The organism is Lysinibacillus sp. GW823-FHT06C08 (assembly GCF_058795135.1).
The window spans coordinates 320064-343890 of sequence record NZ_JBXAHN010000001.1 but is presented as its reverse complement, the minus strand read 5'-3'; the positions used below and the strand labels follow the sequence as shown (position 1 = coordinate 343890).

The window sequence follows — 23827 nt, the reverse complement described above, 5'->3', positions numbered from 1 at the left end:
TATTATACCTGACTCTCCATAATAACCAAGCATTTTCTGGAATGGTTACTAAATTGTCAAAAATTAAAGATTCCCGTAATATTTTAGTTATATTTGTAAAGAAACAGAAACATAGGTAGAGTTTTTTAGCGAATTCCACCTCTTTCCTTCTCTTTTTAAGAGTTTCTTCATTATTAAATGCTAGCTAACTCTATCTGTCCCTATGTTGTAATAATAGATTACCTTTTTTTGTGTTACACTTTTGGTAGTTTGATAGAACAATTATCAGCTATTGAAGGGAGCTTGAAAAATGAAACGAAAATTTCCTCTTTACGGGGCAGTGCTTGCAGGAATGCTCTATCTTGCGCCTACTACCGCTTCAGCAGAAGATATTTCGAAGCACTGGGCCTATCATGAAATGAACTATCTTATTACGAACGATTTAATGAAGGGTGACGAGTTTGGCAATTATCGTCCAAACGATGCTGTTACTCGAGCTGAATTCGCAGCATTTCTAGTCAGAACGCTTAACTTGCCAGCTGCTTCTAGTCAAGCAACCTTCTCAGATGTAAAGAAAGGCGACTGGTACTACGGAGTAATCGAGCAAGCGAGCTATCATGGTCTGATTAAAGGTGACGAGCAGGGTAAATTCAACCCGAACGCACATATTAATCGTCAGGAAATGGCGGCTATGTTAAAAAGAGCTCTCCATTATCAAAACATCCTTACATCTTCCTCCCCTATTAACTTTAGTGACAATGCTCGTATCGCCAAATGGGCCTATGCTGATGTACAAGCTGTCGTATCATCAGGGCTACTTGTAGGGAAGCCAAGTAATCAATTTGCACCGCTTGCACAAACAACTCGTGCTGAAGCAGCGACCGTTCTCTATCGTTTAATTCATTTAGAAGCACCAGAAACTGGTGGAAAGGAATATATAACGACGAATTACTCATCTGACTATTCCTCGGTGGTTAATAAACAAACTGCCAATAATCCAAAGGTCGACGGTGCTGGCATTTTTACTGCTAGCGACGCACTAGTGTCATACTATGTACACCCAAAGAGCGTTATGCAGGAAAGCCCATCTTTTTATCAATTTTTAAAATTATCCACTGTGGTCAATAATCTGAATGCCAAGGAACTAAATGACAAGGTACTTGCTAATAAAGGAAGCTTAGCAGGTATGGCTGATGCCTTTATTAAGGCGGGTGTCGATAACAATGTAAATGCTATCTATTTGGTATCACATGCTTTACATGAAACAGCTAATGGTGCCTCTGCGCTTATGAATGGAATTGAGGTAGGCTTAGATACGGGTGGAAAGCCAGTGATGGTCACTCCTGAAAATAGAGACAATTTAACCGCTATTAAGAAAACGTATAATGCTTATGGTATTGGTGCTATTGATGCAGATGCTAATAAATTTGGTGCTGAGCGTGCTTATACAAATGGGTGGTTTACCGTGCAGGATGCAATTATCGGTGGAGCTCAATTTGTCAAGGATCAGTATATTAGTAAAGGACAAGACACGTTATATAAAATGCGCTGGAACCCTGATAATCCAACCGTCCATCAATATGCTACACATGTAATGTGGGCAGTTATTCAGGCGAAAAAGATTTATGATATTTATGAATTAGTTGGTGCACATACGACAACGAATTTAGTGTTTGATGTTCCTGCTTATCAGGGTCAGCCTTCCGCTCCATCTTTACCAAGCCCTACGAAGCAATATGCTTTAGATTCCTATATAGCTGGGGCAATCGGAAAGGCTACTACTAATCTCAATATGAGAACGTATCCAAATACTGCAGATGCTGCATCCATTATGACGAATTTACCTAAAGATACATCCTTCAAAGTACTTGGAGAAAATGGTGGTTGGTTCAAAATAAGTGTAAATGGACAAGAGGGCTGGGTGTTTGATGATTATGTTCAGCTAGAAAATGGTTTACAGATTGTTAACATGAACATCACGCTCAATGTTCGAAGCGAACCGTCAACAACAGCTGCTATACTAGGTACAGTTAAACCAAACGGCTTTATTATTGGTGCAGTAGATGATAAAGGCGAATTCATAAAGAATGGTGCCTGGTATCAGGTTATCTATAATGGCAAAACCGGCTGGGTGCACGGCGATTATATTGTAAAAAAATGATTTTCTACGATCATCTAAAAAAGAGTGCGATATTGTTTCGCACTCTTTTTGTTGTCTTCATTGCAATAATATAAAACACTATATAATAGAAGAAACTCAAATCGCCCTTTTAGGATTAACACCTTTCCCTCCTAAATTTTGGTGCATTTTTTAGTTTAATTTTCTTGTATTGTGCAATGGGATTATCCTTTTTATAACGATGAATCCCCTTTTATGCAGCCTATATCAATAGGTGAACTATTATCGAAAATTTCCTGTCAATATTGCTTTTATGGTATGATAGATTGCAGTGAAAAAGGAATTACAGAAAGGTTTGAACACTATATGAGGCATGTAACGATTATGGGCGTACCCTTTTTACATATTAGTCAGCAGGGGTTTGTAGATTTACTTGTTAATCGTATTGAACAGCAAGAAAAAACTTTCGTTGTGACAGCCAATCCTGAAGTTGTCATGCAGGCAAATGAAAATCCTACTGTGAAGGGATATTTAAATCAGGCAACCTACATTTGTGCGGATGGCATCGGTGTGGTTAAGGCTGCTCAAATCCTTGGAGATTCACTTCCAGAGCGTGTGACAGGCTATGATACCATGGTGAAACTGTTGGAGGTTGGTCAACAAAAGCGCTTTAAAATTTATTTATTGGGCGCACAAAAAGAAACAATTGAAAAGACCATTGCCAATATTCATAAGAATTATCCAAATGTTGAAGTTGTCGGCTATCATGATGGCTTCTTTGATTGGAATAACAATCATATTGCCGACGATATCGCAGCATTACAACCTGATTTGGTGTTTGTTGCTTTAGGAGTACCGAGACAGGAAAAATGGATTACTGAAAATCTGGACAAGTTTTCAAAAGGAGTATTTATTGGTGTAGGTGGCTCCTTCGATGTCATCGCTGGCACCGTGAAGCGTGCACCAGTCATTTGGCAAAAGTTAAATCTTGAGTGGCTTTATCGATTACTACGCCAGCCAAGTCGTTTTATAAGAATGCTTGTTCTTCCACGTTTTGCTTTAAAGGTTTTCTCATTAAAGCTTAGAGGGCAGGGCACAGCAAAATGAGTCAATCAACATTTGTCAAAAGTACACTCGTCTTAACCATCGCGACATTACTTTCTAAGGTAATCGGAAGTATTTTCCGTATACCCCTTCAAAATATTGCTGGTGACGAAGTACTGGGTATTTTCAGTCTTGTCTATCCTGTCTATATGGTAGCTTTGTATTTATCTGTTGCGGGTATCCCTATTGCTATTTCTAAATTGATTGCGGAGGCCAACTCAAGTAAGGATACTGCCAAAATAAAGAAAATTTATGTGACCGCAAGAATCCTTGCCCTATCATTTGGCGTCATTAGTTTTACAATCATTTACGGTTTTTCAGCACAGATAGCGAATGCACTTGGTGGACCATCAACAGAAATTGCGTTAATTATTGTGGCACTGACATTACTTGTGGCCCCTTATATGGCCGTCTATCGTGGCTTTTTCCAAGGCTTTGGAGATATGCGACCTACTGCTATCTCTCAAGTAATTGAACAGTTAGTTCGAGTTGCATTAATTCTAATTGTTGCATATTTCCTAGTTGCGATGGATTATTCAAATGACATTGTAGCTGGTGGAATTATGGCTGGTTCTGTCCTTGGGGCACTTGGTTCACTTGTTTATTTACTCTATAAATATTTCCGTTCTTCAGTAAAAGTAACGAGCAAGGAAAAATATTCTAGCAAGGATTTCTCCACATATAGTAAAACTATTTTAAAGATCTCCATTCCAATTGCAATTGGTTCTGTTACAATGGCACTTTTTAACTTTGTGGATTCATTTACAGTCACATATGGCTTGAGAAATGCAGGAGCTGACGCAAGTGAAATTAGCTTCCTTTACGGAATATATGGTCGCGGGCTGACATTAGTTCAAATTACGACTGTATTTGCGTCTTCGATTATTTTACCGCTTGTGCCACTCATTACTACTAAGATTGCCGAACGTAAAATGGATGAAACACGCAGCATTATTGAGCGAACACATCGTATGACTCATCTAATATCATGGCCGGCTGCTATTGGACTGCTAGCCTTAACCTTGCCTTTAAATCTGGCTCTTTTCAAGGACTTAGAGGGAAGCTTAATGTTAGCGATGATTAACCTTAGCTCGGTCTTTACATCTCTGACTCTTCTCGGAACTGGTGTTTTACAGGGAATGAATGCTGCTAAAACAGGCGCTCTTATTATTTTAAGTGGCGTTGTTCTGAAGGTGTTTGCGAACATCTTCTTCATTCAAGCATTTGGTCTAGATGGTGCTGCCTATGCAACTTTATTGGTGTACTTTGTGTTATTTATTGTGAATACTGTCTTTATATATCGTATGATTCGCTTTACTGTTCTTGGAAAAGATACGGTGAAAATGATTGTGTCTTCGATCGTAATGGGAGCAGCCGTTGGTTTACCAACGCTTTGGCTTGATTTTACACATTGGTCTCGTATGTGGGCAATGGGCTATCTGACTATTGCCATCATCGTTGGAGGAGCTATATACTTCCTTTTACTTTGGGTAATGAAAGCTATTCATAAGCAAGATTTAAAGAAAATCCCTGTTATCGGAAAAAGATTTTCATAAATAAGAAAGGTAGGACACTTATGTCGAAACAGAAATGGCTTTGGGGAATTATTGTTCTTTTACTCGTCGTTTCCTCCACAGGTATTATGATGAGGTGGAATGCGGAGCAATCGAATGATTCTTATGAAATTGTGATTCCCTTTGATGAAATACAAACTGCAGATAAAAACAGTGATTTAACAATGGATGAAATCCTTTCCTCCTTAAAGGAAGCTGGGCTGACAACTGTTAGTCTAGAGCCTTTAACGTTAAAGGAAATGGAAAAACAAAATTTAATTACTGTTTATAAAGAAAACGACCTAGCAGCACAATTATTATTTACACCTTATAAAGATGCTGTTGATCGTTCAAAGAGTGGTTACTATATTCGAGTACCTGAAAATGCTGACTACCAAAAACTCATCAAAAATAGCGTAGAGCCTGAAGAAGTTCAAATAGGAGAAGAAGCTTTTTATTTCCTCCCTACTTCTAACCATAACTTTGACTTAAAAACACCAATTGGCTACGATCAACCTGCTATGGATGTCATTAGTAAGCATGGATTAGGCTATGTCTTTAAAGTGGAAAATGCCGATAATGAAGTGGCTAACGATAAATTGGTGAATCAATTACTAGCTTTAAAAGATGGTTCATCAGGTCGCTTGCTTGGGCAAGGCGATGAAGCGATTGGCTTTGGACAAGAAGACGGCCATCAATTAGTAGAAAAATTAAGTGATGCTGGCTATTACTTCTATACAATTGAAAGTAATCCATTGAAGGGCGAAAGTAAAATCGCCCATAAGACCGATTACAAGATGATTCGCTTGCATAGTATTAACATCAACAGACAAACGAAATTAAAGTTAAATGAAAGTATTGACCGTACAACAAGAGCTGTAAAAGAGCGTAATATCCGCTCTATCTTCTACCATATTAAAACAACTGGAAATGCCAAGGAAAATGTGGAGCAAACAATTGACTACTTAAATGGAGTACATGATGCAATGCCAGATCATTTCCAACCTGGCGAGCCAAAGCTGTTTGATAAGGTAGCTGTACCAGCCTGGGTTACAGCGGCTGTATTATTAGCAGGTATTTTATTTACCTTTATCGTTTCAGAATTAGTCAAATGGATGCCTCTACGCTTTGCGGCAGCTGGATTTATGACAGTATTAGCTATTGCGTACTTTATCCTGAAAAGTACTCTATTCTTACAGGCATTTGCATTAATTATTGCCGTCCTTGCACCTACCTATGCCGTAATTAAATCGGCTCAAGGTTCTACGAAAATGTCTAAAATTCTTGTGCAATACTTGAAGGCAGTAGCGATTAGCCTTATCGGGATTGTTATTGTCATTGGCCTATTAAATGGCAATGCCTTTATGACAGGCTTTGCTACGTTCAAAGGCGTGAAGTTAGTTTATCTGATTCCAATTATGGGCGTCCTTCTATTTACATTAATTGAGATCAACCGACTAGCTGATCAAAATATTAAAAAATCTTTATCAAATACCGTAACATTGTTAAACAAAGAATTAAAATATTGGCATGTGCTTCTACTAATTGTCGTGGCGGGTATTGGTTTATTCTACATTAGCCGAACTGGTAACTCTGGCTCAGTTAGCGATTTAGAATTAGCGTTTAGACAATGGCTAGAAAATACCTTATATGTACGACCAAGAACGAAGGAATTCTTAATTGGTTTCCCATTCTTTGTTTTAGCATTATACGTAATGGGCATTAATCGCAAATGGGGTAGTATCTTACTCGTTCCAGGTGTGATCGGATTCTTATCAATCGTTAATACCTTTACACATTTACACATCCCAGTAGCTGTTTCTGTATTGCGTACCCTATACAGTGTGTCTCTTGGTTTTATTATAGGACTGGTCTTTATCCTAATTTTCAAAGTAGGTTATCGTTGGGTTTCTAAGGCAATCGCGAGGTGGTCATAATGCACATTGTTTTATCTGGCTATTATGGTTTCGATAATGTCGGCGATGATGCTATTCTGCTGTCCATTATTCAAGGTTTGAAGAAATGGCAACATGATATAGAAATCACTGTATTGTCGAATAACCCTTCTGCTACAGAGCAAACATATGGCGTGAAAGCCGTGAATCGTTGGAAAATGAAAGAAATCCACCAATTGCTTAAATCAGCTGATGGACTCATTAGTGGCGGCGGCAGTTTAATGCAGGATCAAACAGGCATGAAAACTATTCCTTACTATGCTGGCGTTATTCAAATTGCAAAATGGCTGAAGAAGCCAGTATTTGTTTACGCCCAAGGTATGGGTCCAATCAACCACACTCTTAGTAAATTTATCGTACGAAAAACCTTTAACAAGGTTGATCAAATTACCATTAGAGATAAAGCTTCTCAAACTCTTTTAACAGAAATTGGTGTACGCAAAGAGGCTAAAATCGTGCCGGATCCTGTTATGGGGCTAAACGGTGGCGACTTTCATTGTGAATGGTTAGAACATGAATCTCTAACAGCCGAAAGCTATATTTCAGTTAGTGTTCGTGACTGGCCATCTACAATAGCGTATAAAGAAAAAATTGCACATAGCCTAGACCAATTAGTGCGTCAGGGTGAGCAAATTGTTTTCTTACCCATGCATGGTGAGCATGATTTAAAAACTTCTCAGGAAGTGGCAGCACTCATGCAGGAAAAAAGCTTAATTGCTCCTTCCGATTTATCCATTGAGGAAAAAATCGCGGTTATTGGACAATCTCAATTATTAATTGGGATGCGATTACATTCCCTAATCTTTTCTGCCATTTATGCTACACCCTTTATCGCCATTTCGTATGATCCGAAAATTGATGCATTTGCTGATATTGTTGATCAACCGGTAATTGGGCATGTCGAGAAGGATGATTGGAACGGTGTCACATTGTTCGAACGAGCTATCGCCATTCTAGAATCGTATACGACCGTTCAAGAAAATATGCGTCAGGCTGTGCTGCCATTACAGCACGAAGCTACGGCAACAGCTAAATTAGCGATTGAGACTTTTTCTAAATAAACATTAAAAATGATGAATTTCAATATTAATTGAAATTCATCATTTTTTTCCGACTTCTAATAATTTTAAAACGGACTGTGCCTGCTGCATATGCATCGCCAAAACATATTGACTGGCCTGCATTAAAATCTGGGCTTTTACCATATTCATCATCTCTTTTGCAATATCAGCGTCTCGAATTCGCGACTCTGCTGCTTGTAAATTTTCTGCAGTGTTCACATTGGCATTATAGGCATGTTCCAAACGGTTTTGATAGGCACCAAGACGAGAACGTTCATTGGATACTCGTTTTAAAGCGTCTTCCATAGAAGAAATAGCCTTATCTGCCTCATCCCTCGTAGCAATCGAAACATCTTTCAAACCGAGTGCTTCTGAACCGACGCCATTGATCAACAGTTCAATGCTCTGCCCTGCATTGGCACCTGCCTGAATTTTAATCCCATTTGTTTCATAATCGCCATTCAGTAATGTTTTTGTATTAAATTCAGTATCGGTTGATATACGCTGAATTTCCTTCTTCAGCTCTTGGAACTCCAAATCCAGTTGTTTCCGATCCTCATCCGTTAATGTATCATTAGCTGCCTCCACTGCCAGTTCTCGCATACGCTGAATCATCGCATGTGTCTCATTTAATGCACCCTCTGCTGTCTGCACTAATGAGATGCCATCCTGAATATTCTTTGCCCCCATATTCAATCCGCGAATTTGAGCACGCATTTTTTCAGAAATGGCAAGACCCGCTGGATCATCTGCTGCACTATTAATTCGGTAACCTGTAGAAATTCGTAGCATTGCTTTACTCATAGCACCATAATGTCGATTCATATTATTCAAAATCGACATACCCGTAGCCGACCAATTACCTAGCATTTACTCACCACCTTCTGTCACTTATATCGGTCTATCCTCCATTTTTTTAATATTTGGTTTAGGAATAGTTTCCAATATATCAGGATTTATTAACTATTTGTAGAAAAGTTATTTCTCCCCCTATACTTTTGACCTATCCGGGATAATAAAAGCACCCCTTTTTCTAGTAAGAAAAGTGGGTGCTTAATGGGCATACCATCTATTCAATTTTGAAACCTCCAAGTTGATGGTTCTTTTGCTGTAATAGATTAAAAAAGAGTAATTTATTGTTCTCTAATAATGCTTGATCGATTAAGTTATCTAGATTTTTATTTTCAATCTCTGCAATAAGTTGATCAATTTCGCCTACAGTCACAGTCGAAACAAGCGGAAGTTGTTGCTTCGGTGTTGCGCTTTCAAGTATAGGTGCCAGATGATCATGGACATTCGTAATAAGGAGTAGCTGATAAAGTGGTAATCGAATAAATCGATTGCCCTTTTGGAAAACAAACACCTCAGATAAATTTTCAATTTGCTGTGTCTTCATGTTGATAATCATCTCTTTACCTTCTATGGGAATGAAATGGAAAATCTCATTCTCTTTTAAAATAGAGAAATATTGATAAGCAAATACGAGACGTAATTTGTCTCCAGTAATCTTTGTATAAAACGGCTTCATGTATTGAACTTGCATCATCCTTCATCCCTCCCGATTATCTGATTATTCAGATTTTAACATAAATCAAAAGTCTTGTTAACTATCTTTGAATCAATTTCTTTCTTTCTGATCATTCAGCTTATCATTGTCGCATTTTAATCGTATAATGGAAGGACAGTCTTTTTTCCTTTACTACAATTAATCCATATTAAACATAGCCATATATGAAGAAAGGAGTGAGGTGATGGCATTGTCAATATCGCAATTGGCTAAAGAACATCAAGAATTCGTGTTAACTAAATTAAAAGAAGCTGAACATGATTTACATCCTTCCTCTACGGAAGATGAAGAACTAGTCCGTCGTGCTGTCTTTTCGGTTAGAAATAAGTCCATTATTTTTGACCGTTTTAATGGAGCCAGTTCTATATTATATGCAACTGTCCAGGATGTCAGACCCGCTTCTGTTGAAATTGATTTCGCCAAGGAAGAGCTACGCTGTAGCTGTCCTCAGCAAAAATGGTGTCGACATCAGGTAGGGACTTTACTTGCTCTCTACCAGTACTTTGATTCAGTTCAAAATTGGTCGAGTGCTTGGCGTGCTCAAAAATCTGTCCAGTTAAAATCATTAGCTGATGAACGTAGCCCACAAAGTTGGTCCATGATGGTTGAGGAAGTAATGAAACGATTATTGCCACCAGGTCGGGTTTTAGAAGGCTATGGCCTTTCTGCTATAAGGACTGATGCCTTGGAGCGTCTTCGTCGACATATGCCCTTTGAGCGTGAATGGCAACCTCTTTATAAACTGTATATGGAGTTAGCTATTTTCAATACAATTTGGCGACATTTAAATGAAACACCTGGTCATTCATTGGATTCACCTTATATGAAATACTTTATTGATCAAAGCAGTCAATCTTTTGAAACCATACTTACAGAGCTGACTAATCGGTCTCGACTTTTCGCGACTGACCCGTTTTATGATGCTCTTCAAGAGGAAGTACGGACGTTTTTATTAGAACGACATGGATTATTTCAAAATCGACTTCGCCTGTACATGCTACTTTGGGCGGTGCTTTTTTATGAAAAGCCTCGACGTGAGCAGGAATTAGATTATATAAATAATCTTGAAAACCCTTCAGCAGAAATATCCTTAGAATCATTAAGGTTATTATTTTATGTACTCTTACAAAAAGAGGACTTACTGCTTGAAAGTTTGAAACATATTAAATTGCAACATATCCAAGATCTATTTGAACTCGCTACTTTTGCTCAACGTGCTGGCGAATCACATGCGATGGCTATTATTTTACGAGCAATACTGCCAATGACAGAGGCCTTTTTACAGGAAGTCGTACCAGTTGTACAACGGGCTCAGTATGTTCGTCAATTTCAGCTTTTATTTGATGAAATACAGCTTACCGAGGAAGAGGAAGCTATTCTATACAGCGCCTTTGGAGTTTACGGCCTTCAACCATTCTCTTCGTTCTTAATTAAAAAAGGACGTTATCGAGATTGGGCAGCTCTTCATCAATTAAATCCTTCTTCACTATCTTATTTAGAGATGTGTGGATTAAAGGATGTGTTACAAGTTGAACCAGCTACGGTTTTACCTTTATATCATGTATATGCAATGGCGGAAATTGCCCAAAAATCACGCATGAATTATAAACAGGCGGTGCGCATTTGGAAAAGTATGCGTAGTGCCGCAAAACGCGCTGGTAAAATGCCTTATTTTGAAACGTATATACAAACAATTCGTTCAGAATATAAGCGACTCCGTGCGTTACAGGAAGAAATCGAGAAAGGAAACTTAGTATGATGACAATAAATACCAATGCTCCTTCCCCTTTTTCTAAAACTCAACAGCTTCGTATTGATGTAGCTCGGGAAGGATATTTTACGTTGCGGGGCTATACTGCAAATGGTACAACAATCGACGTAGAAACATTCAAATCTTCATTGTTCTTTACGTATGAGGCAAATATCTACGGCTTACTAACCAACCAGGCTGATTTAACAATTGAGGTGTCCACTGCTGAGCTTCTTGATATTTTTTCAACAAGCTATCAACATCCCTTTATCAGCTGGGTTGGTGTAAATGAAGATAGTAAAGAATGGCTAGGTAAAGTATTGGCGTTACAAGATTATTGGCAGGAGCCCTCTCTTTGGTCACATGCTGTCATTGCAGAGGATTTTTCTTCACTATCCTTTCCTATAGATGATATAGATTCTGCATTATTAGAAATGGCGGTGCAGCAAAAGCTTTCACAAGTAGGCCTAATACTTTCTGATTTACCAAAGCTATTGCCCTTTTTCTTGCGAGGTGGCTGGCCATTAGATCAAGCTCGCCAAATTGGTGCCATTACAGTCTCTTTACGATTAAGTGAACCAGAAGAAGATTCAGATGTTTGGCTATTAGAAACGGTCCTTAGTACCCCTACTACAAAAAATTACTGGACACCTGCCATTCGTAAGCAGTCATTACTTATCGAAGATGCTCTACCTACAAAATGGCGAATGTTTGCAACTGAGATTGAGCAGCAACAACAACAAATAGTCGATCTACTATCTAAAGATGCGATCAGTAGCGAAACCTTTATTCGTATGACACTTGAAGACATGGAGGTACGATCTTTTTTACGTGAGGATCTTGCCAGATTACAGGCACTTGGCTTTGATGTGGTACTTCCTGCCTGGCTAAAGGATTTAAAACAATCCAAATTCCGTGTCCGTGTCACAACTAGTAATGCATCCACAAAAAAAGTCGCTGGATTAGATGATATTTTAACGTTCAAGTGGCAATTTTCGATGAATGGACAGATGATTTCACCTGAGCAATTTAAAAAGTTGGTGGAAGAAAAGCGTGAATTTATTCGAATAGGAACAGAATGGTTCCGTGTTGACGCTAACTGGATGCAAGAAATGCGTGCTCTAATGCAGCAGGCAGAAGATGAGAGCTGGACTGTCCGAGAATTATTATTCAGAGAATTGCCCGAAGATTTATCTGCACCTCTTGAAGAAGAGGATGCTGACGATGCGCTTAGGGATGATCCTATCTTTGCATTGGAGATACAACAATCGTTAAAGGCTTATATGGAACAACTCTTAGATAAAAAGGGTTTACCTACTGTGCCAATTCCAGAGTCATTACAAACAGAATTACGTCCTTATCAAATTGAAGGCTTTGAATGGCTAGTCTTTATGCGTCAGCAAGGTTTCGGTGCGTGCCTAGCCGATGATATGGGTCTTGGTAAAACGGTACAGATGATAGCCTATTTACTTCATATATATGAAGCAGTAGCTGATTATAAAAAACCATCCATTATTATTTGCCCAACCTCAGTGCTTGGTAACTGGCAGAAGGAGCTTGCTCGATTCGCTCCTTCACTAATTGTCCATACTCATTACCAAACTAACCGTGCAAAAGATGATGATTTCAAAAAAATGATATCGATTGATAAGCCACATGTCATTTTATCAACCTATGGTACTGTGTCACAGGATACTGAATTTTTACAGGATATTGATTGGGCAACTGTTGTATTAGATGAAGCTCAAAATATTAAAAACATGCAGACCTTACAATCAAAAGCCATTCGTAAATTACTGGGTGATCATCACATTGCCCTGACTGGCACGCCTGTAGAAAACCGTCTATCTGAGCTTTGGGCTATCTTTGATTTTATTCATAAAGGCTATTTAGGCAGCTTTGGTCGCTTTAATGAAGAATTTATATTGCCCATTGAACGAGATGAATCTGAATCCCATAAACAAAAGCTACGTACGAAAATTCAACCGTTCTTATTACGTAGGACAAAACGTGATCCGCATTTGCAGCTGAACTTGCCAGATAAGCTAGAATCAAATGAGTATTGCCCATTAACAGCCGAGCAAGCTTCTCTTTATGAAGGTTATATTTTAGAGACGCTTGATCAGCTAGAAGAGTTAACAGGCTTTCAAAAAAAGGGACGCGTCTTAAAAATGCTCAGTAAATTAAAGCAACTATGTAATCATCCTGCCCTATATTTAAAGGAACCTTTCGAGGATGCCGAAACAATGCTTGCACGTTCGGCAAAGCTAGAGCGCATTGTGCAAATGGCGGCTGAAATTGTGGACAATGGCGAGCAATGTCTGATTTTTACACAGTATATTGGAATGGGACAATTGCTACAGCATTGCTTAAGTGAATTATACAATGTAGATGCACCTTTTTTAACCGGTGCCATGCCTAAGCAGCAACGAGACCGCTTAGTAGAGGCGTTTCAGGCAGGAGATTTCCCGATATTTATTCTCTCCTTAAAAGCAGGTGGAACAGGACTTAATTTAACAGCTGCTAATCATGTCTTACATGCAGATCGCTGGTGGAATCCCGCTGTCGAAAATCAAGCAACCGATCGTGCTTATCGCATCGGGCAAACACAATTTGTGCAAGTCCATAAATTTGTAACACTTGGCACAATTGAAGAAAAGATAGATAAAATGCTAGCGCAAAAATCAGCACTATCAGAAGAACTTATTCAATCAAGCCAGTGGTTGACTGAATTAGAGGATCAAGAACTTCGTGACCTCATTTCATTAGATATATATTAATGACAAGCGCCAAGGGCAAAAGTTCTTGGCGCTTTTCAGTGGAACCATGTTTACTTCTCTTCTCTTCCCTACTTACTTCATAAACATATTCAGTTGTGTTAAAAATTTCATTGCTGTGCGGTCTACAGCAACTCTTCAGTAAATGTTAGTCCACATCATTCCTTTCTGTTACAACGGTGCAAGAAGATTAAGGAGAATGGCGGATCAGACAATAATTTTTCCTGCGCCGTATGTAGCATGCTATGGTAATACAAAGTCTTTTAAGTCTTCCTGTTCATTCGGAGGAGGTGGCGTCACAATAGAAGCTTCGTCACTGTCCCTTTGTTTAAGCTGATAAAATCGAACATCTTCGACCACTACCTCTGTCATAAAAATTTTAGTGTTTTCTTCATTTACAAATGACCTTGTTTGAATACGGCCGTTTGCACCAATTAATGAGCCTTTCCCGCAATACTTGACAATATGTTCTGCAAGCCTTCCCCAAACTGTACAGAATATGAAATCTGTATCTACTTCCCCATGACTATTTTTGAAATTGCGATTAATGGCAAGTGAAAAATGAGTCTGCACACGATTTCCAGATAAGTAGCGTAATACCGGATCTTTCGTAAACCTTCCGACCAGTCCGACTTGATTCATTCATTCACCTCCTTTGCTTTGGATTGCTCTCATCTTACAAAACGACTCCAATATTAGCAAAATCAGAAAGTGATAATTTGCATCAATTCTTCAGCATAAAATAGGTAAATAACCTGTTTTATTTTTCTTTTATTTCTTATTTTTTCACCAGAATGCTTTAGGCAGTAATGGCAAATGCTATTTCATGAAATCAGTAATTTCGCATTTATTGAAATTAACGAGCAGGTGCGTATGACCAACAACCGTAGCCGTATGTGTTATACTAAAAGAATGACAGACTTAGGAGGAATATACATAATGAAAACATTTAAAATGCTTTCCTTTGACCTTGTCACAAAAGATGGCGTGCAACCATTCCCTTTAGTCGATGGCATTATTATTAATCAGGAAAATAGCCATCAGTCTTGGGTACTCGAATTGTTTATGGAAAAACAATATCGCTCAACCTTTGATGAGCTCTTAGCGAATGCTACTATTTTTAATGTACGTGCCGTTATTTCATTTCCCGATAATGAACCCGCTCCTTTCCAGGTAATCGTACATACTGTTCAAGAAATCGGTGACCATGTATCCGTACTTTTAAAAGGTACACTCAAGATAAAACGCTCTAAATATGCTGAACAATTGCTTTCTGAACTACTAGCTGAAGGTGTTTCTTTAGAACATTTACTGGAACGCTTTACAAAAGATATGAAACAGCGACCAAAATTAAAGAATGACTGACGATGCAAAATTTTTGCATCGTTTTTTATAAGAAACAATTGCAATATCTTGGAGATTTTTCTGTTAGATGAGGGCTTGTAGACACCAGTCTTTAGTGAGCAAGATCATGAATAGCGTAAAATATTATATTTCTATAGTTACTCCGCTTCCCTGACTCATAAAAAAAGAGTGTTTTCCATGTAGGAAACACTCTTTTGATATTATCGGTTGTTCATACCGTCACGATACTTCTCAGTGTCGTTGGCTTTTTCATCCACCATGTTGTCATTACGCTCAACACCGTTTACGCCATTCGCATTTGGTACGTTGTCATAGCCATTTGTGCCGTTAATATCAGCATTTGAACCAGGTGTTGTTGCTTCAGGTAATGTTGTATTTTCATTTACAGTACCTCGTTCAACACCATTTACATTTCGATCGTATGCATCGTCTCGTCTATTCGGATCTAATGCATCCTCGACACGATCAACACCATTACGAACATCAGTCTCTGCGTTTCTCACAGGATGATCTTCAACTGCTTTATTTCCCCAGTTACATCCTCCAAGGAATACAGTAGCAAGAATAATGGTTAAAAATGACATTTTCCACATAGCAAAAAACCTCCTTTCTTGGTACTATGTCATCAAATACATCATGTGTATTTGTGATCTAACATAGATTGCCCGAGAAAGGAGGGAACTATCCGATTTTTGATCAAACTATTTTTGTTTTTCTTTTAATAACTGTTCAATATATGCTGCTTCTGCTTTACAGTCATAGCTATAGTCTGTGCCTAGCTCTTTTTGCAATGCCTCGATTGTTTCAACTTGCTGTGCTGTTGGTTCTTCATTTAAAATTTTGGCAATGACCTCATCAATTTTTTGTGCCATCTCTTCATGAAACTCTGCACTCATCAATATTTCGGCTGGAATTTTTTCGATCCATGCTGCATTCTCTTGGAAATAAGTCTGCCAGCTTGCAATGAAGTCTTCCATAGAAAAGCGCTCTTCATCCCAACCAATACTTGCTAAGTATGTTTCAAAAGATGTTGAAATAGAACGAGTAATGCTAATTTTAATACCTGAAGACAATTCCTTATACATCTTAATAATCCTCCTACGTTTGTAAAACCTAAAAATTACATCTATTTCAATTCACAATCGCTTAATCGCCATCGCAATTTAAGAACCTACTAGTCTCAATTTTTTTGACTTGACTTTATCTATTTTATATCTTGTGGTCTATAAATGCAAATTATGCTTGCTTTGGCTGCTCAGGTCCAATTGCAAATAGAATATCGGCTTCACATACAAGTTCTCCATCTACAGTTGCTATTCCATGTCCTTTACCCATCGAACCACGAAGTTTTACAAACTCCACTTCCAATTTAAGTTGGTCTCCAGGTACTACTTGACGTTTGAAACGACAGTTATCAACACCCGTTAAAAATGCCAAACGTCCTTTAAATTCTTCTGCATTCAAAAGAGCTACTCCACCTACTTGTGCTAATGCCTCTACAATTAGCACACCTGGCATTACTGGATATCCTGGGAAGTGCCCATTAAAGAAATCCTCATTCATAGAAACATTCTTTAAGCCTACTGCACGTTTTCCTTCTTCTAATTCAATAATGCGATCTACAAATAAAAATGGATAGCGGTGTGGTAAAATTGCTTGAATTTGCTCTGCTGTTAACATGTCATATCCCCCTCAAAATAAAGTATGTATACACAAAGTAAGGTAAAGAATAAAATTATTCTTTACCATGCATAATATCAAATATATGTTGCCATGTTTCTCTTTTGAAAATATCCATAGCATTTCCTTCTCCAATAACACTAAAGCCAACCATTGCGCCTAATGTTGCGGCAGCAACAACTAAGATGAGAACAATTACAATGCGTAACCAAATCGGAATCAGTCGGATTTGCACCCATCGAACCTCGCGTTGCTCTCCATTTGAGCGGCGTTCTTTCTTTTCTGGTTGCGTATCGGTTTCTTGTGTCGGCACAGAACGTCGACGTGAATCGTTTGTCATAAATTGTACTCCTCTTCATTCCTTGCTTTTTAGGATGACTTCCTATCGAATACCATTAATAAGACCAAGCATTTGGTCTGCTAATGTAACCGTTCTTGCATTGAATTGATAGGAACGTTGTGTTTGAATTAGTTCTGTCATTTCCTTCGAAAGGTTAACGTTGGACATTTCTAAAGTACCACCTTGCATGCCAATTTGCTGACGATTAGCACCTACTAGCTCTGTTAGAACCTCAGCTTGTGTAAAGCCAAGTTCAGCAAGGTTGTCTGGTAATCCAACATAAGAACCTGAAACATGTTCCATTAGTTGCGGTTTTTGGAATTCAGTAACCGCTAAATCCGTACGAATGATATCGCCATTTGGATAAGATGCTTCTAGTATACCACCATCTCGTACTGAAAATCCTTGCACATTATCTGGTAATGTAATAGCTTGTCCAGCAGCATTTGCCACTGGGTATCCCTCAGCAGTTACTAGCATAACTGTTCCATTATTTAGCGGCGATAAATAAAAGTCACCTTGTCGAGTATACACTGTTTCAGTCCCATTTTCACCATTTGGCATTAAAATATTGAAATATTGTTTTGCTGTTGTAAAGGCTAAGTCCAAATCTCGATTAGTCGTTTGCAAAGAACCTTGCTTTTGATTGGATTTAATTTGACCAAGCATTGCGCCTGATCCATAGCGAATACCAACAGGCGTTTGTCGCTCAGCACGATCCAGTTTGTCATTATTAAACTGTTGATAGAGTAACTCATTGAAAGATGCTTCCTTCGCTTTAAAGCCTGTCGTATTGCTATTGGCGATGTTATTACTAATCGTATCAAGTTTATTTTGTAATTGGCCCATTGTATTAGTTGCTGTAATCATTGTACGTAGCATTTATAAAAAGCCTCCTGTTCTGTTTCGTCCATTAAATTTTACCGATTTCATTAACAGCCTTTTCCATGCTGCGATCATAAGCTTGTAATACTTTTTGATTGGCTTCAAATGCTCGGTACGCTGTCATTAAATCTGTCATGGCACGACCAGAATCTACGTTTGATCCCTCTAAGAAGTTTTGACGTAGTGTAAAGGAAACACCATTCGCCCCATAGGCTGATGGCAGGTTTACGCCATTTTCTGTCCGAATAAGACCGTTATCTTGTTTCTGTAGCATATTCGGATTGGCAGCATACGATACGCCTACTCGCGCTACTTGCTGATTATTAACGTAAATGGCGCCACTTTCATCGAGGCGAAAATCATCATTAGGTAACTGGATTCGTTGTCCAGCATCATTTAACACGTAAAGGCCTTGCCCATTTACTAAATAACCTTGGCCATCCAAAGTAAAATTACCATTACGTGTATAGGCTTCTCCACCATCTGGATGTGCGAGTCTGAAGAATATTGAGCCAGATACACCATCTTCATTTTGTGGTAAGTTTCCATCAATCAATGCCATATCTGTTGTAAAATCAGTGCTATAGATTTGGCCCTGTATGTAATTTGGTAATGTTTCTTGTAAATATGTCCCCGTATTTAAAGCGCCTACTTGATTCATATATTCGGCACCTGCTTGTTGATTGGCAGGCGCATTTGTTTTTCCGATGCTAGACATCAGCATATCTGGGAATGAACGAATCGTTGATTGGTCTGCCTTAAATCCCGGTGTATTCGCATTAGCTAAATTGTTGGATAGTAATTCTGTTCTTCTTTGTTGCGTGATCATACCGGTTGCAACTGTATAAAAACCTTTAAACAAAGAGATCACCTCATTTTAATTTTATAAGGACGCTGGTACACGATCTATATTTTCAAGCATAATGCCTGTTCCAATAGCTACACAATCCATTGGTCTTTCAGCAATGAAGACAGGTACCTTTAATTCTTCAATTAATAGTTGGTCCATACCATGTAAAAGTGCTCCGCCACCAGTAATAATAACGCCGCGATCGATGATATCAGCCGATAGCTCCGGTGGTGTTTTTTCTAAAACATTTTTTGCAGATTGAACGATCATTGCTACAGATTCGTGTAATGCACGTTCGATCTCTTCAGAATGAATAGAAATTGTACGTGGTAAACCTGTCACCATGTCACGACCTCGGATATCCATTGTATCATTACGACTACCTTTGAAAACTGTTCCGATTGTCATTTTGATGGCTTCTGCTGTGCGTTCACCAATTAGCAATTTATATTCTTTTTTAATATATTGTAAAATATCGTTATCAAACACATCTCCTGCCACTTTAATGGATTCACTTGTGACAATATCACCCATTGAAAGAACAGCAATATCTGTTGTTCCACCGCCGATATCAACTACCATATTCCCGCTTGGTTGGAAGATGTCCATGCCTGCACCAATCGCTGCTACTTTTGGCTCTTCCTCTAAATATACTTTTTTACCGCCTGATTTCTCTGCCGCTTCACGAATTGCCTTTTGCTCAACACTTGTAATATTCGTTGGACAACAAATTAGAATACGTGGCTTTGCTAAAAATCCTTTGACATTTAATTTATTGATGAAATGTCTTAACATCGCTTCAGTCACATCAAAATCTGCAATGACTCCATCTCTAAGTGGGCGAATTGCTGTAATATTACCTGGCGTTCTCCCTACCATTTGGCGAGCTTCTTCCCCTACCGCTAATACTTTATTTGTCTTTTTATCAATAGCCACTACAGATGGTTCATTAAGGACAATCCCCTTACCTTTAACGTGGATTAATACGTTCGCAGTACCTAAGTCAATGCCGATATCTTTCGAAAACATTTTATAATTTCTCCTTCCCGCCAGTTCAAACTACATAACGTTCATTTTATCTCTTTATCTAGAATATTTTATCATATTCTATTGGTAATTTCACCCTGTATTTAATGATTAAGACTGTTTTCTTTTCACGTTCTGAACGGCAATAATATAGTATTACTTTACCTTAAACAAACTTATTATATGCCTGTTCACACAACAAAAAAGAACGAATCAATCTTGACTCGCTCTTTCTTTCCACTTGTTTTTCGTTGCTTCTCCTCCGCGAATATGACGTACGGCCTTATGGTAGGCGAGTATTTCTTTCACTTGGTCAGCTAATCCTTCATGAATTGTTGGTAATCGCTCTGTTAAATCCTTGTGCACCGTACTTTTTGAATAACCAGTCATTTTCGCGAGGACTCGCACAGTCTCACGCGTCTCAATCAGTAATTCACCGAGGCGTATGCAGCGCTTCCGAATGTGCTCATGCACGTTCTTCGTCCTTTCCACACAATTTCACAAAATGCTTTGGCAATCAGATGCACATTTGCGCATTTCTTCACCTTATGTGAGGACAAAGCTATTCAGAACACGTTTTGCATTTTCCTAATAAAATGCTGATTTTTTATGCGTTACTAGCTTTTAGAATTAAAAAGCTAGTAATTTTTTCGGATTAATATATTTTCCGTCTTCAACTACTTCGAAATGCATGTGGACGCCAGCCGCTTGATTCCACTCGTTATCAGTCGCTTTTCCTAAAGCTTGACCTTGAGTAACCTCATCGCCTTCTTTTACAGCGATATCTTTTACAGAGCTATAATGTGTTTGCATGCCATTTGGATGCTCGATGACAATTTTATTGCCTGTAAATGCGTCTAGTTTTACTTCTAGTACTTTACCAGTCATAGCAGCTAGTACTTCAAATTCTTCACCATTCATAGCAATAGAGATACCAGAAGACGTTGTAAATGTTTGATTAAATACCATTAGTGCATTTTCACGAGACTCTTCATTCGCTTCTAGCTCATAAAACTCTTGTAAGATTTGTACTTTACTAAGGCTCTCTTCTTTGAATGGATACATCATGTTTTCAGTACGTGCATTTGTTTCTACAACAGGACCTGAATCAACTTCTGCTAAATCTGGTAACGGTGCATCTTCTACTTTAGATACGAGACTATTGTAACCAAATAACAATCCTGCTAGAACCAGTGCACCACCTGTGTAAACTACTGGCCAAAACCATGGTTTCTTTTGTAACTGACCATTTTCCTTTTGATTTGGATTCTGGTTTTGAGAAGCTTTATTATTTTTATCCTCTCTCATTTTCATCACCTCTAGTTGCAGTGTGAACAACTAGAAGTTATTTTAAACATGCATCTATTTTTTTTATTTCAATATCTTTATAATAATAGTGTAAAATTTCAGCAGCCGTTTTCCCTTCATTTGCCATAGCCTCTGCTCCATATTGACTCATTCCTACTCCATGACCATATCCTTTAGTTTTCACATGAACCTTTCTAGTATTATCATTATAAACAATTGAAAAGTCAGTGGATGGTATTCCAAGAAACGTTCGAACCTCTCTCCCTGTCCAAACATTATTCCCTAACTGTAGACGCTCCACACGCCCTGAGTCATTGTAAAATAGCTGTATACGATTAAAATCACTAGCTTGCCATTGTATTGGCCATAATTTATTCCATTGTGCTAGAGACCACTCTTGCTCTGCCTCAAATTTCGGAGATGTTTGATCTGAAACACTTGCAACACTTTGCAAATATGGAATATTATTTCCACTATAGCCGTAGGCACTTTCTGTTTGTCCATTACTTGTTGAATGAAACATAGCTGTAATTAAATCATTATTATAAAGAAGAACTTGTCCTTTCGTTTCATTGATGGCTTCGACAATTTTCTTTTCATTTCCCAGGAAATTGCTAGCCCAATTCGCTTTTCTTTGACTCTCATCATAGAAAACTTGCTTTGCTACAGTCGGTGCGATTGCTTTTTTACCGTAATTTGTCGTTTTTAACGCATAAGTACGTGCTGCAATAGCCTGTGCCTTCAATGCCTCCTTTTTAAAAGAAACAGGCATTTCTGCCGCTACTACCCCGGTTATATACGTCTCTAAAGGAATTTTTTCCTTTTGTCCCTCCACTTCTATAAATAGTTCACAAGCTTTTTCATCTGCTGTTGGAGGTTGCACTTCCTCCCGTCTTTCGCTTAATCCTAAAACAGGAAGCACATATAACGCCCCCAATAAACAAAGGACACCTATACTAATCATCCATTTTTTCATAAGGAATAATATGCTTAATACTATTTAGTTATGAGAAATAAAAAACCCTCTGCTTCTGTAAGCAAAGGGTTTTAACATCATATTAGTTTGTAGGTAATTCAACAGAAATGTCTTCAGTCGTCACAACTTCTTCATCCGTAATACGTTCAATATTTGCCCCAAGAGAAGCCAATTTACCATGGAAATCAACATATCCACGATCTAAATGGTGAAGCTTTGTAACACGTGTAATTCCTTCTGATACTAAACCTGCTAAAATCAGTGCAGCCGCAGCTCGTAAATCCGTTGCCATTACTTCAGCCCCCTGAAGCTGTACTGGCCCCTCAATAAACACAGAGCGTCCTTCTATTTTAGCACCCGCATTCATGCGACGGAACTCCTCAACATGCATAAAACGATTTTCAAATACTGTCTCTGTAATGATACTCGTACCTTCTGCAGTCAACATTAAGGCCATCATTTGTGATTGCATATCTGTCGGGAAGCCTGGATGTGGCATTGTTTTAATATCCACAGCTTTTAATGTCTGAGGAACACGTACACGAATACCTTCATCCAATTCTATAATTTCTACGCCCATTTCGCGCATCTTCGCAATCAAAGCTGTCATATGCTCTGGAACTGCGTTTTCGATGACCACATCACCCTTAGTAATAGCTGCTGCTACCATAAATGTACCAGCCTCAATGCGGTCGGGAATAATATGATGCTCTACTCCATATAATGTATCGACTCCTTCGATACGAATCGTATTTGTACCAGCACCAATTACACGACCACCCATACTATTAATGAAGTTAGCAAGGTCAACGATTTCAGGCTCCTTTGCAGCATTTTCGATCACAGTTGTCCCTTCTGCTAGAGATGCTGCTGTCATAATATTTTCAGTTGCCCCAACACTTGGGAAATCTAAATATACATTTGCTCCTTTTAAACGACCCTCTGTCTTTGCCTCTACATAGCCATGACCAAATGAAATCTTCGCCCCCATTGCTTCGAAACCTTTTAAGTGTAATTCAATTGGGCGAGAACCGATTGCACATCCTCCTGGTAACGCAACACGAGCATAGCCATTACGCGCAAGCAATGATCCCATTACTAAAATAGATGCACGCATTTTACTAACAAACTCAAACTGTGCTTCACTAGAAAGTTCTTTTGTTGCATCTATATATACGGCATTATCTTCAGGTATATATGTAACTGCTGCGTTTAAACTTTTAAGTACTTCGTTTATTGTAAAGACGTCTGCTAAGTTAGGGACTTCTTTAATTACATTTTCTCCCTTTGAAGCAAGTAAAGCTGCTGCCAGGATTGGTAACACTGCATTTTTTGCGCCCTCTACACGTACTTTTCCCTGTAGTTTTTGGCCGCCAGTCACTATTATTTTATCCACCCTATGTCCCTCCGAATTCAATCTATTAACCTACCGAATTTTTATTTTAATAAAGAAGTATAATGTCATAATCAGTAAACAAACAACTCTATAGTACAACTTTTTTAACGCCCATTCAAGCGTCCAAATCACTATT

The 23827-nt window shown here is 38.5% G+C and carries 22 protein-coding genes; 8 read left to right on the top strand and 14 right to left on the bottom strand.

Features of this window, described 5'->3' with window-relative positions; translation table 11 throughout:
• Positions 1–289 precede the first annotated feature (289 nt).
• The 5 genes from AC1Q6O_RS01615 (at position 290) to csaB (ending at position 7771) form a co-directional block, all read left to right on the top strand.
• Complete coding sequence (locus tag AC1Q6O_RS01615; RefSeq protein ID WP_492400884.1) at positions 290–2140, top strand: S-layer homology domain-containing protein; 1851 nt, start codon at positions 290–292, stop codon at positions 2138–2140.
• 342 nt (positions 2141–2482) lie between these two features.
• Positions 2483–3205, top strand: a complete 723-nt coding sequence (locus tag AC1Q6O_RS01610) for a WecB/TagA/CpsF family glycosyltransferase (RefSeq protein ID WP_008181379.1) — start codon at positions 2483–2485, stop codon at positions 3203–3205.
• A complete protein-coding gene (locus AC1Q6O_RS01605) occupies positions 3202–4758 on the top strand; it encodes a putative polysaccharide biosynthesis protein (protein ID WP_233301803.1) in 1557 nt (518 codons plus the stop codon). Before AC1Q6O_RS01610 ends, AC1Q6O_RS01605 begins: the two co-directional genes overlap by 4 nt.
• 20 nt (positions 4759–4778) lie before the next feature.
• A complete protein-coding gene (locus AC1Q6O_RS01600) occupies positions 4779–6692 on the top strand; it encodes a DUF5693 family protein (protein ID WP_239354158.1) in 1914 nt (637 codons plus the stop codon).
• Positions 6692–7771 carry a polysaccharide pyruvyl transferase CsaB gene (gene csaB, locus AC1Q6O_RS01595; RefSeq protein WP_090002952.1) on the top strand — a complete coding sequence of 360 codons (1080 nt, stop codon included), beginning with the start codon at positions 6692–6694 and terminating at the stop codon, positions 7769–7771. The genes AC1Q6O_RS01600 and csaB overlap by 1 nt, the downstream gene beginning before the upstream one ends.
• Positions 7772–7810: 39 nt before the next feature.
• Here csaB and AC1Q6O_RS01590 read toward each other — a convergent pair whose 3' ends face one another.
• Together AC1Q6O_RS01590 and AC1Q6O_RS01585 are read right to left on the bottom strand one after the other, a co-directional pair.
• Complete coding sequence (locus AC1Q6O_RS01590) at positions 7811–8641, bottom strand: flagellin N-terminal helical domain-containing protein (protein WP_008181370.1); 831 nt, start codon at positions 8639–8641, stop codon at positions 7811–7813.
• Positions 8642–8840: 199 nt separating this feature from the next.
• Complete coding sequence (locus tag AC1Q6O_RS01585) at positions 8841–9317, bottom strand: hypothetical protein (RefSeq protein ID WP_008181368.1); 477 nt, start codon at positions 9315–9317, stop codon at positions 8841–8843.
• A 205-nt stretch (positions 9318–9522) separates the two neighbouring features.
• Between AC1Q6O_RS01585 and AC1Q6O_RS01580 the strand changes: the two genes are divergently transcribed.
• Entirely contained in the window at positions 9523–11097 is a 1575-nt protein-coding gene (locus tag AC1Q6O_RS01580; RefSeq protein ID WP_090002951.1) for a hypothetical protein, read from the top strand.
• Positions 11094–13868: a DEAD/DEAH box helicase gene (locus tag AC1Q6O_RS01575; protein ID WP_239354157.1), complete on the top strand. Its 2775-nt coding sequence runs from the start codon at positions 11094–11096 to the stop codon at positions 13866–13868. Before AC1Q6O_RS01580 ends, AC1Q6O_RS01575 begins: the two co-directional genes overlap by 4 nt.
• Positions 13869–14108: 240 nt before the next feature.
• Here the strand turns inward: AC1Q6O_RS01575 and AC1Q6O_RS01570 are convergent, their stop codons facing one another.
• Positions 14109–14507: a single-stranded DNA-binding protein gene (locus AC1Q6O_RS01570; RefSeq protein WP_008181361.1), complete on the bottom strand. Its 399-nt coding sequence runs from the start codon at positions 14505–14507 to the stop codon at positions 14109–14111.
• Between the two features lie 297 nt (positions 14508–14804).
• Between AC1Q6O_RS01570 and AC1Q6O_RS01565 the strand changes: the two genes are divergently transcribed.
• Complete coding sequence (locus tag AC1Q6O_RS01565; RefSeq protein WP_025114753.1) at positions 14805–15230, top strand: YwpF family protein; 426 nt, start codon at positions 14805–14807, stop codon at positions 15228–15230.
• A gap of 200 nt (positions 15231–15430) precedes the next feature.
• Here AC1Q6O_RS01565 and AC1Q6O_RS01560 read toward each other — a convergent pair whose 3' ends face one another.
• From AC1Q6O_RS01560 to murA, 11 genes are all read right to left on the bottom strand, one after another.
• Positions 15431–15823: a hypothetical protein gene (locus AC1Q6O_RS01560; RefSeq protein WP_089986955.1), complete on the bottom strand. Its 393-nt coding sequence runs from the start codon at positions 15821–15823 to the stop codon at positions 15431–15433.
• 108 nt (positions 15824–15931) lie between these two features.
• A complete protein-coding gene (locus AC1Q6O_RS01555) occupies positions 15932–16315 on the bottom strand; it encodes a hypothetical protein (protein WP_008181355.1) in 384 nt (127 codons plus the stop codon).
• A 151-nt stretch (positions 16316–16466) separates the two neighbouring features.
• Positions 16467–16910, bottom strand: coding sequence for a 3-hydroxyacyl-ACP dehydratase FabZ (gene fabZ / locus AC1Q6O_RS01550; protein WP_036123078.1), 444 nt, complete (start codon positions 16908–16910; stop codon positions 16467–16469).
• Positions 16911–16965: 55 nt separating this feature from the next.
• Entirely contained in the window at positions 16966–17250 is a 285-nt protein-coding gene (locus AC1Q6O_RS01545; RefSeq protein ID WP_025114757.1) for a DNA-directed RNA polymerase subunit beta, read from the bottom strand.
• 42 nt (positions 17251–17292) lie between these two features.
• Positions 17293–18132, bottom strand: coding sequence for a flagellar hook-basal body protein (locus AC1Q6O_RS01540; protein WP_036123074.1), 840 nt, complete (start codon positions 18130–18132; stop codon positions 17293–17295).
• 31 nt (positions 18133–18163) lie between these two features.
• A complete protein-coding gene (locus AC1Q6O_RS01535) occupies positions 18164–18997 on the bottom strand; it encodes a flagellar hook-basal body protein (protein ID WP_089986954.1) in 834 nt (277 codons plus the stop codon).
• 21 nt (positions 18998–19018) lie between these two features.
• Positions 19019–20014 (bottom strand): rod shape-determining protein, encoded by a 996-nt coding sequence (locus AC1Q6O_RS01530; protein WP_008180529.1) that lies wholly within the window; start codon positions 20012–20014, stop codon positions 19019–19021.
• A gap of 210 nt (positions 20015–20224) precedes the next feature.
• On the bottom strand, positions 20225–20485 hold the full coding sequence (locus tag AC1Q6O_RS01525; RefSeq protein ID WP_025114760.1) for a sporulation transcriptional regulator SpoIIID: 261 nt from the start codon (positions 20483–20485) through the stop codon (positions 20225–20227).
• A 156-nt stretch (positions 20486–20641) separates the two neighbouring features.
• On the bottom strand, positions 20642–21319 hold the full coding sequence (locus AC1Q6O_RS01520; protein WP_089986953.1) for a M23 family metallopeptidase: 678 nt from the start codon (positions 21317–21319) through the stop codon (positions 20642–20644).
• A 37-nt stretch (positions 21320–21356) separates the two neighbouring features.
• Positions 21357–22295: a stage II sporulation protein D gene (gene spoIID / locus AC1Q6O_RS01515; protein ID WP_008180534.1), complete on the bottom strand. Its 939-nt coding sequence runs from the start codon at positions 22293–22295 to the stop codon at positions 21357–21359.
• Between the two features lie 82 nt (positions 22296–22377).
• Positions 22378–23691 (bottom strand): UDP-N-acetylglucosamine 1-carboxyvinyltransferase, encoded by a 1314-nt coding sequence (gene murA / locus AC1Q6O_RS01510; protein WP_069480000.1) that lies wholly within the window; start codon positions 23689–23691, stop codon positions 22378–22380.
• Between the last annotated feature and the right edge of the window lie 136 nt (positions 23692–23827).

Excerpts from the sequence above, each read along its gene's own strand:
- AC1Q6O_RS01615 (WP_492400884.1), top strand. The coding sequence starts at position 290 with ATGAAACGAAAATTTCCTCTTTACGGGGCAGTGCTTGCAGGAATGCTC.
- AC1Q6O_RS01610 (WP_008181379.1), top strand. The coding sequence starts at position 2,483 with ATGGGCGTACCCTTTTTACATATTAGTCAGCAGGGGTTTGTAGATTTA.
- AC1Q6O_RS01605 (WP_233301803.1), top strand. The coding sequence starts at position 3,202 with ATGAGTCAATCAACATTTGTCAAAAGTACACTCGTCTTAACCATCGCG.
- AC1Q6O_RS01600 (WP_239354158.1), top strand. The coding sequence starts at position 4,779 with ATGTCGAAACAGAAATGGCTTTGGGGAATTATTGTTCTTTTACTCGTC.
- csaB (WP_090002952.1), top strand. The coding sequence starts at position 6,692 with ATGCACATTGTTTTATCTGGCTATTATGGTTTCGATAATGTCGGCGAT.
- AC1Q6O_RS01590 (WP_008181370.1), bottom strand. The coding sequence starts at position 8,641 with ATGCTAGGTAATTGGTCGGCTACGGGTATGTCGATTTTGAATAATATG.
- AC1Q6O_RS01585 (WP_008181368.1), bottom strand. The coding sequence starts at position 9,317 with ATGATGCAAGTTCAATACATGAAGCCGTTTTATACAAAGATTACTGGA.
- AC1Q6O_RS01580 (WP_090002951.1), top strand. The coding sequence starts at position 9,523 with ATGGCATTGTCAATATCGCAATTGGCTAAAGAACATCAAGAATTCGTG.
- AC1Q6O_RS01575 (WP_239354157.1), top strand. The coding sequence starts at position 11,094 with ATGATGACAATAAATACCAATGCTCCTTCCCCTTTTTCTAAAACTCAA.
- AC1Q6O_RS01570 (WP_008181361.1), bottom strand. The coding sequence starts at position 14,507 with ATGAATCAAGTCGGACTGGTCGGAAGGTTTACGAAAGATCCGGTATTA.
- AC1Q6O_RS01565 (WP_025114753.1), top strand. The coding sequence starts at position 14,805 with ATGAAAACATTTAAAATGCTTTCCTTTGACCTTGTCACAAAAGATGGC.
- AC1Q6O_RS01560 (WP_089986955.1), bottom strand. The coding sequence starts at position 15,823 with ATGTGGAAAATGTCATTTTTAACCATTATTCTTGCTACTGTATTCCTT.
- AC1Q6O_RS01555 (WP_008181355.1), bottom strand. The coding sequence starts at position 16,315 with ATGTATAAGGAATTGTCTTCAGGTATTAAAATTAGCATTACTCGTTCT.
- fabZ (WP_036123078.1), bottom strand. The coding sequence starts at position 16,910 with ATGTTAACAGCAGAGCAAATTCAAGCAATTTTACCACACCGCTATCCA.
- AC1Q6O_RS01545 (WP_025114757.1), bottom strand. The coding sequence starts at position 17,250 with ATGACAAACGATTCACGTCGACGTTCTGTGCCGACACAAGAAACCGAT.
- AC1Q6O_RS01540 (WP_036123074.1), bottom strand. The coding sequence starts at position 18,132 with ATGCTACGTACAATGATTACAGCAACTAATACAATGGGCCAATTACAA.
- AC1Q6O_RS01530 (WP_008180529.1), bottom strand. The coding sequence starts at position 20,014 with ATGTTTTCGAAAGATATCGGCATTGACTTAGGTACTGCGAACGTATTA.
- AC1Q6O_RS01520 (WP_089986953.1), bottom strand. The coding sequence starts at position 21,319 with ATGAGAGAGGATAAAAATAATAAAGCTTCTCAAAACCAGAATCCAAAT.
- spoIID (WP_008180534.1), bottom strand. The coding sequence starts at position 22,295 with ATGAAAAAATGGATGATTAGTATAGGTGTCCTTTGTTTATTGGGGGCG.